The organism is Streptomyces sp. HB132, from assembly GCF_016909575.1.
GTDB lineage: Bacteria > Actinomycetota > Actinomycetes > Streptomycetales > Streptomycetaceae > Streptomyces.
The window spans coordinates 436,535-444,862 of the sequence record NZ_JAFBGA010000006.1; the positions used below are offsets into that span (position 1 = coordinate 436,535).

Genomic DNA, 8,328 nt, shown 5'->3' on the forward strand with positions numbered 1-8,328 from the left:
GTTCACCGATGACGCTACGCACCGACGGAGGTCCGCGGAATGCAGTCCGGAACACAGTCGGGGTGCAGAAAACTGCACCTGCCCGCGAACCTGCGTGCATGTCAGACTGTTGATCACACGAGCTGCCGGGAGGTGCGATGACCGACGGAACACGGCCTTGCGGCACCTCATGGCGGCGCGCCCTCCGTCTCGCCCCGGTGCGCGGGGTGGCGCTGGCCGCGCTCGGTGCGGCAGGCCTGCTGCTCGTCGTACCGATGGCTGTGGCCCTCCTGTCCGGCGCAGTGGGAACGGTGCTCCGGATACGCCGGCTGCCCGCGCTGCGCCGCCGCCTGGCGGCCTCGTGGTCGCGGGTGGACATCCCCGATCCCTACGTCCCCCATCTCTCGGAGGCCCGTGCCCGGGAAGGCGGGCTGTACCGGCACGGCAGGCGCCTGTACGCCTCCGGCAGCACGGCCCGTCGCAAGCGTGGTGCCTGGAAGATCACCCGGGACCCGGCGACCGCCCGCGACCTGTGGTGGCTGCTGCTGGACCCGCTCGTCGGGGCTCCGGTGGCCGTGCTGCCCGCGGCCCTGATCTGTGCCGGTCTCGCGGGAGTCTCCTCGCCCCTGTGGCACGGAGGGAACGGCTCGGTGTTCGCGGCGGGGCTGGGCGTCGCCTCGGTGTCGGCGGGCGTCGCGGCGGGGCCGTCGTTGATCCTGCTGCACGGGTACTGGACGAGACTCCTCCTGGGCGCCGGCGTTCCCGTGCCCGGCGGCGGGACCCGGTGGTGGACCCGTCTGTGGCGACAGGTCCAGACGGTGGGAGCCGCCTGCCTGCTGTGCGCGCTCGCGGTGTGCGGGCTCGTACTGGCCGGTCTCCAGCTGGTCGCCGCCGTGTTCTCCCTGGTCCTCGGGCTCGTCCCGGTCTTCACCCAGGTGGTCCTGGTGAGCCGCAAGCTGGTGAACCTGTGGCGGGAGCTCCTGCGCCACGGCGGGCTGGCCGACATCACGGAGCCCTACCGCCAGCAGCCGTCGGTGCCTGTCCAGGGCGCCGACGGGCACTACGTGTACGGTCGCACGCTGCACCCCGGACCGCTGCTCCCCACCTGGCTCGCCGCCCGCCGGTGGGTTCTCACCGACCCCGCGACCTGGCGCGACCTCCTCTGGCTCCTGACGAATCCGGTGGTGGCGGCGGTTCTGCTGCTCGGTCCGACGGCGTCGGTCCTCGCCGTCGGGCTGTGGTGGTCCGGGCCGGCCGGCTTCGCGGCGGCACTGGTCGCAGCGGGGGTCGCCCTCTGGGGCACCCCGTACACGTTGCGGGCCCAGGCTCGCTGGTGTGCCCTGCTGTTGGCGCCCACCGACCGTTCCGTGCTCACCCGGCGCGTGCAGCAGCTGACGACGACACGGGCAGAGGCGACGGGTGTGCAGGCGGCGGAGCTGCTGCGGATCGAACGCGATCTGCACGACGGGGCGCAGACCCGGCTCGTCGCCATCGGAATGAGCCTGCGCGCGATCGAGCGGCGCCTCGGCAGTGAGCAGCCCGAACTCCGGGCGATGGCCGCCGAGGCGCGGGAGAACTCCTCCGCCGCCCTCCGTGAGCTGCGCAGCCTGGTACGTGGCGTGCATCCGCCGGTCCTGGCCGAGCGGGGGCTCGTCGACGCCGTACGCACGCTGGCGCTGGCCCACCCGCTGACGGTCGAGGTGACGGCCGACCTCCAGGGGCGGGCACAGATGCCGGTGGCCGCGTGTGCGTACTTCTCCGTGAGCGAGGCGCTCACCAACACTGCCAAGCACTCCGGCGCCCAGCGCGTCGTGATCGACCTCCGCCATCGGGCGGGGGCGCTGCGGATCACCGTGACCGACGACGGATGCGGCGGCGCCGATCCCGCGCGCGGCAGCGGAATTCGCGGGATCCAGCGGCGTCTGGCCACTTTTGACGGTCTGCTCGACGTGGCCTCGCCTCCCGGCGGCCCGACCACTTTGACGATGGAGCTCCCGTGCGTGTTGTCCTCGGCGAGGACCAGTACCTCCTCAGGAAAGGACTGACCCATCTGCTGGAGGACCACGGCTTCGAACTCGCCGCCGTGGTCGAGACCGGCCCGGACCTGCTCGACGCCCTGCTTCTGCACCGGCCGGACGTGGCTCTGGTCGACGTACGGCTTCCGCCTACCTTCACGGACGAGGGGCTCCAGGCGGCGCTGACCGCCCGCAGGACGGTTCCCGGGCTCCCTGTGCTGGTGCTGTCCCAGCACGTGGAGCAGTTGTACGCAAGGGAGTTGCTGGCGGACGGCCGAGGCGGAATCGGCTATCTGCTCAAGGACCGTGTATTCGACGACGACTCGTTCATCGACTCGGTGCGCCGCGTTGCTTCCGGGGGCACGGCCATGGACCCTGAAGTGATCAGTCAGTTGTTCCAATCGATGGGGCCGGCACGGGCGGAGCCGCTGGCCACGCTGACGGCGCGGGAGAGGGAGGTGCTGGCGCTCATGGCGGAGGGCAGGTCGAACGCGGCCATCTCGGAGCGGATGTCGCTCAGCGACAGCGCCGTGAGCAAGCACGCGGCCAGCATCTTCGCCAAGCTGGACCTGGTGCAGTCCACCAGTGACAACAGGCGAGTGCTGGCCGTGATCGCGTACCTCAACAGCTCACGTGCGTAGGAGAAGTGGGGAGAGGGGAGCGGGGAGGGAGGTGAACGGGGACGTGTGGTGCCGAAGGTCAGCAGGCCGGGTTGGCGACGTGGTACTCGAGCTCGACGGGGAGGTCCGTCCTGCGCTTGACCCGCAGCTTCCGGAAGACCTTGGTGAGGTGCTGCTCCACCGTGCTGACGGTGATGTGCAGCTTGCAGGAGATCTCACGGTTGGTGTAGCCGAGCGAGGCCAGTGCGGCGACCCGGCGCTCGGAGAGGGTCAGCACGTCCGCGGCCGACGTGGTCTCGTCCACCGGCCGGGACCAGGAGTCGTTCTGCGCGGAGTGGAGCATCATCGGCTCCTCCGGGCGGGCGAGCGCCGGATCCTGCATCCGCTGCATCCCGCCCTCCTTGGCCAGCCGCCCCGCGCGACGCGAGATCATCTGGGCCTTTCCGAACTCCCCCATACCCTCGTGGGCGCAGCTCAGGTCGAACAGCGCCTGGGTGAGGGTCAGCCGGTCACCGCTCGCCTGGAGGATCTCGACGGACTCCTTGAGGAGACTCAGCCGGCCACGGTGACTCGCCGTACCCGCCAGGACGCGCAACGAGGCGCCGTACGTGCGCGAGGCGCGCGAGCCGATCTGCGCCATCTGTTCCTTGGTGAGATCGCGCGCCTGCTCATGGTCCCCCAGCCGCAGGAGGACCTGGGCGGCATCGGTTCGCCAGGGTACGAACGTCGGCGAATCGAGCTGCCACGACCTCATCAGCTCACCGCAGTAGCTGAAGTCCGCGAGCGCGGCCTGCAGCCGGTCGGTCGCCAGGTAGTAGTGGCCCCGGGCGCGCAGGTACGTCAGTCCGTACCGGGTCTGGAACATGGCCGCGGGCACCGTCTCCCGCAGGTACTTGCGGGCGCTCTCGAAGTCGCCCCGCGCCGTGACGGCTTCGAGGAGGGTGCCCAGTGTGGCCCCGACCGCGACGCCCCAGCCCGCGACGCCGATCATCGTGAGTGCCTTGAGCGCGTACCGCTCGGCCTGTACCAGATCGCCTTCCCGCAGCGCGATCTCCGCGCGCAGCCCGGACAGGGCCGCCTGCCACGTCACCACACCTCGGCTGCCCGCTTCGGTGAGCAGCGCGTCGCACCAGCGCCCCGCCAGGAGCGGCTGCTCCGCGTAGATGAGCGTCTGCAGGGCCGAACAGACGGACTCGAGCATCGTGTCGCTCAACTGGCTGCTCTGCAGAATCTGTTCGGCGACCCTGATGCACCGCTCGTCCCCGCCCGCGGTCTGCCCGAGGACCGAGCTGAGCACGGCCGACGCCTGTGCCTGCTGCCCCGGCGGCGTGGTCGCGTTGTCGAAGAGGTGGTTCTCCACGCCGGATCTGTCCGGTATGAACTGCGGATAGGCGTGTCTGAGCAGGTTGTGAACGCCGGCCAGGACGGCGTTCGGCGTCTCGTTCGCGGACGGCGTGATGCGGGACAGGTGTGTGATGAGTTCCCTGGCCTCCTGGATGCGCCCGTGCCACATGAGCACACGCAGCAGGTAGGCCGTCTGCTCGACGTCGAGGTGGCCGTCGCGCTGCGCCTGGAAGAGCGGGGTGAGGTGGCGGACCGCGCCCTCCGGGTCACTGCGCCACTTGATCTGGACGAGCATCATCCGCAACTGGGCACGCTGCCGCTCTCCTTCACATACGGAGAGCGCGAACTCGATGTACCGGATCGCCGGTTCCTCGTCGTCGGCGGCCAGCGACTCCTCCGCGGCCCTTTGCAGCACCGCGATGGCCCAGTCGGCGCCCACCTGTTTCGCCGCCACCAGATGGTCCGCGACGTCGGTGACGCTGCCGCCGCCGTCGCTCAGCAGTTGCGCGGCACGCGTGTGCAGTTCCGCCAGCATCTGCGGGGCGAGGTCGTCATACACAGCCGCGCGTGTCAGCCTGTGCCGGAACCGGCCGTCGTGGATGATCCCCAGCGTCTGCAGTGACTGCAGGGACCGGCGAAGGGCTTCCTGGCCGTGGCCGAGGAACTCGGCGATCCGGTGGGTCGAACCGGTGGCGTCGAGTACGGCCATACCCCTGGCCGCCTCGAGTTCGTCCGGTCCGCTGCGGCGCAGGCAGGTCAGGACGGCCTGCCGGAAGCTCTCACCGAGCGACGAGCAGCCCGCCCGGCCCGGCAACTCCCCGGACTCGGCGTGGTCCTCTATGAGGGCCCGCACCAGAAGCCGGTTGCCGCCGGTCATCCGGTGCGCTTCGGCCGCACGGTGTTCGGTGTCCTGGCCGAGGTGCTGCGAGCACATCTCGCTGACGCCGTCCACCGTCAGGGGTGCCAGCCTGATCCGGTGGAACTGGGTCTGGCGGACCAGTTCGATCCGGAAGGCGGGGTGCACCGACCAGTCACCCGACGACTCGGCGAGTACGAGCAGGATGCGTGAGGATCGCAGTCGGTTGACCAGGCGCATCAGGCAGTCCATCGACGGTTCGTCCGCGTGGTGCACGTCGTCGACGACTACGACGAGCGGTGCCCGTTCGGAGAGTTCGAGCAGTGTGGCCGCCGCCGTGCGGGGGACCTCGGACGCGACGCCCGAGCCGATGATCTCCGCAACGGGTCCCGCGTGCGCCGGCAGACAGTCGAGCAGCTGACGCAGTACGGCGAAGGGCAAGGTTCGGTCGGCCCTCGTCGCGGTTGCGTTCAGGAGCAGGGCTCCCTCGTCGGCGCACTGGTCCGCGAAGGAGCGCAGCAGCTCGGTCTTGCCACTTGCCACCGCCCCGCTGACAAGTCCTATCTTTCCGTGCCCCTTGAAAGTGGCAGTCAAAAGGTTACTGAGCAGTTTCAGGTCATGCTCACGTTCAACGAGTGCCACTGGCACCATCATCCCCCATTGTGACCATTTCCATGACATCGAGGAGCGGTGGCTGCATCACCAAAGGCTCAAAACCATGCCTTACTCCGCGACTACCCCGTCCGGCATGACTGACACTTGACGCCACACCGGCTATCGCCAGGGACCAAAAACAGTCGCTGGAATCCCTCTCCAATTGGAACACTAGCTCCACCCCCCTCCCCCTGCAAACCCCTACTCAAAGTACACAGTGTGCCTTTGCGCGGGTTCCGCTTTCCGGCGCAGCAGACAGGCTGCCACCACCTGGCCTCCCGTCAAATCATAGGCAGGAACCTCACGTTCACCTCAAATGACGGACCCAGGGCGGCCTCGACCCCCTCAATCCATCCCCTCTGGACATAGGGGTGTCGCTCGCGCGGCATAGGGGATCGGGCTCCACATTCGCCTGCACCGCGACCGGCGCCCCGACGTGGGAGTAGGCGTGAGCTCAGGATTTACGCGGGATTCCAAGGGCCCCGCCGGTACGGACCAAAGCGCTCAGTGGCCGGTCAGGCACTCATGGCGCGCCGCGGCGGCTGAGGTGTCGGGTGAGGCGGACGCCGAGCCCGGATGGCGATATTCCGCCGTTCGGCCTCCCTGAGGGGATACCGATCTTGTTGCATGTTCAGGACGAGGCTGACACGCAGGGGTCACAGTGACGCCGCCCGCCAGGGTTCTGCGGGGTCAGAGGCCCGCGACCACCGACGGCGCACCTGTCGGAGCAGGGGGAACGGCGGTGCCGGGGAGGGGTCTTGACGACGCGCCCGGCGGTGTCCGCCCGGGGCCGTACGTGCGACAACAGGATTCCGGCGGGACGAGTGGCGCCATTGGTCGGACCAATGCAAGTAAGCGGGAAACCCGAGCGTGGACGCCTGTGCAGAACTTTCAGTTCCAGAAATCAGCTACGGAGCATCTCTGCCATAAGAAAAGCCAACTCCACGGATTGTTGTCCATTCAACCGGGGGCCGCATTCAGTCCCGTATCCGCCGACTGGTTCCGTGTCGGACATATCCCGTGCGCCCGAGGTCTCGAAATGCAACCCGCCCAAATGGGTGCCCAGGGCCCGATGTACATCGATGTATCCCCGGATCTCTTCGAGGACGCGCGAGAAGGAACACGCGGTGCCGTCCCGGGCCGGCCCGTGAGGGGAGCCGTGCATCGGGTCGCAGCTCCACGCCACCTGGTGGCCGGACGCCGTCACCTTCTCGACGATCGGCGGGAGTACGTCACGGACCCGGTCGCCCCCCATCCGGCTGATCAGCGTGACCCGGCCGGGCCGTACGTGCGGATCGAGCCTCCGCACGTACTCCACGGCCTCCTCGGGAGCCGTCGCCGGCCCGATCGTGAGGCATATCGGATTGGCCAGCAGCTCGGCGAGCTCGATGTGCGCGTCGTCGGGCCGCAGCGCCCGCTCGCCGATCCGGAACTGGTGCGCGGACAGCCCCCACAGTTGCTGCTCGTGCCTTCCGGACTCCCGGAGCAGGTGGGGCACCTCATGGTCGAGCAGGAGCGGCTCATGGCTCGCGAACACCTTCGTGGTGCGCAACGGGCGGTCGTCGGCCCCCCAGGCTGCCATGAACCTCAAGCCGCGGTCGATCTCGGCGGAGAAGGCCCCGAACCGGCTCCCCCCTGCCGTGTCGCGTACGAATTCCCGGTTCCAGTCCTGCACCCGACGCACGTCCGCGATGCCGTGCTCACCGCTCATCGCCCGGATCATGTTCATCGTCACCGCGGCGTTCGCGTGTGCCACGCCGTAGCCGGCCCCCGCGTGCCGGGAGGCCAGCCGGGCGATCTTGACCACGGGCATCCTGGCGGCGTGGGACAGGACGACGGACATCTGCAGCAGCGTACGGACGAGGCCTGCCACTCGGCGGCCGCTGAACGGCTCCGCGCACGTGCTGCCCTGGAGGACGAAGGCCTCCCCACGGGCTGCCGCGGCCATGAGGCCGCTGAGGTCGTCCACCTCGGAAGGCAGGACGAGTGGGGCCGCGCCGGTGAGCGTTGTCCGCACCCGGCCCGGCCCGATCAGCGGCGTGGTGCGCGGTTCGGATGCGGGGAGGTCGGACGGCTCGTTCGTCATGGTCCCTCGTGGTCCTTGTTCACTGGGGCTGCACAGTGGCCGTCGTTCCTCGAACGCCGCACGACCCGCATCGGCGTGCGGTGTCACGTTCAGGGATCGAGGGGACGGAGCTGGATGTGACCGGCCGGCACCTGTGGAGACGGGCCCGTCCGGCGTCCGAGGGCATGCGCGCGCGGCGGCCGCCCGACCCGGGCTTCCGCTACTGCGGGGGGTTGCCGTGCTTGCGGGACGGCAGGTCCGCGTGCTTGTTACGGAGCATCGCGAGCGAGGCGATCAGTACCTCGCGCGTCTCGGCGGGGTCGATGACGTCGTCGACCAGGCCGCGCTCCGCAGCGTAGTAGGGGTGCATCAGCTCGGCCTTGTACTCCTTGACCATGCGCGCCCGCATGGCCTCGGGGTCCTCGGCGTCGGCGATCTGACGGCGGAAGATGACGTTGGCGGCGCCTTCGGCGCCCATGACGGCGATCTCGTTGGTGGGCCAGGCGTAGGTGAGGTCGGCGCCGATGGACTGGCTGTCCATGACGATATACGCGCCTCCGTAGGCCTTGCGCAGGATCAGCGAGATCCTCGGCACCGTCGCGTTGCAGTACGCGTAGAGCAGCTTCGCACCGTGCCTGATGATCCCACCGTGCTCCTGGTCCACGCCGGGCAGGAAACCCGGGACGTCGAGCAGGGTGACGATGGGGATGTTGAAGGCGTCACACATCTGCACGAACCGGGCGGCCTTCTCGGACGCCTCGATGTCCAGGACACCGGCCAGCGCCTGCGGCTGGT

At 69.3% G+C, this 8,328-nt stretch carries 5 protein-coding genes; 2 read left to right on the top strand and 3 right to left on the bottom strand.

Going from position 1 to position 8,328, the window contains the following annotated elements:
• Positions 1 to 137: 137 nt before the first annotated feature.
• Both JOC24_RS17225 and JOC24_RS17230 read left to right on the top strand, forming a co-directional pair.
• The gene (locus tag JOC24_RS17225; RefSeq protein WP_205021177.1) at positions 138 to 2,024 is read left to right on the top strand and encodes a sensor histidine kinase; all 1,887 of its coding nucleotides are present in this window, start codon (positions 138 to 140) and stop codon (positions 2,022 to 2,024) included.
• Positions 1,976 to 2,635, top strand: coding sequence for a response regulator transcription factor (locus JOC24_RS17230; protein ID WP_205021178.1), 660 nt, complete (start codon positions 1,976 to 1,978; stop codon positions 2,633 to 2,635). The genes JOC24_RS17225 and JOC24_RS17230 overlap by 49 nt, the downstream gene beginning before the upstream one ends.
• A gap of 58 nt (positions 2,636 to 2,693) precedes the next feature.
• Here the strand turns inward: JOC24_RS17230 and JOC24_RS17235 are convergent, their stop codons facing one another.
• The 3 genes from JOC24_RS17235 to JOC24_RS17245 form a co-directional block, all read right to left on the bottom strand.
• A complete protein-coding gene (locus JOC24_RS17235; RefSeq protein WP_307792711.1) occupies positions 2,694 to 5,495 on the bottom strand; it encodes a helix-turn-helix transcriptional regulator in 2,802 nt (933 codons plus the stop codon).
• Positions 5,496 to 6,372: 877 nt separating this feature from the next.
• Positions 6,373 to 7,554, bottom strand: coding sequence for a 3-deoxy-7-phosphoheptulonate synthase (locus tag JOC24_RS17240; RefSeq protein WP_205021180.1), 1,182 nt, complete (start codon positions 7,552 to 7,554; stop codon positions 6,373 to 6,375).
• Positions 7,555 to 7,753: 199 nt separating this feature from the next.
• On the bottom strand, positions 7,754 to 8,328 hold a 575-nt coding region (locus tag JOC24_RS17245; RefSeq protein ID WP_275588567.1), incomplete at its 5' end, for a carboxyl transferase domain-containing protein.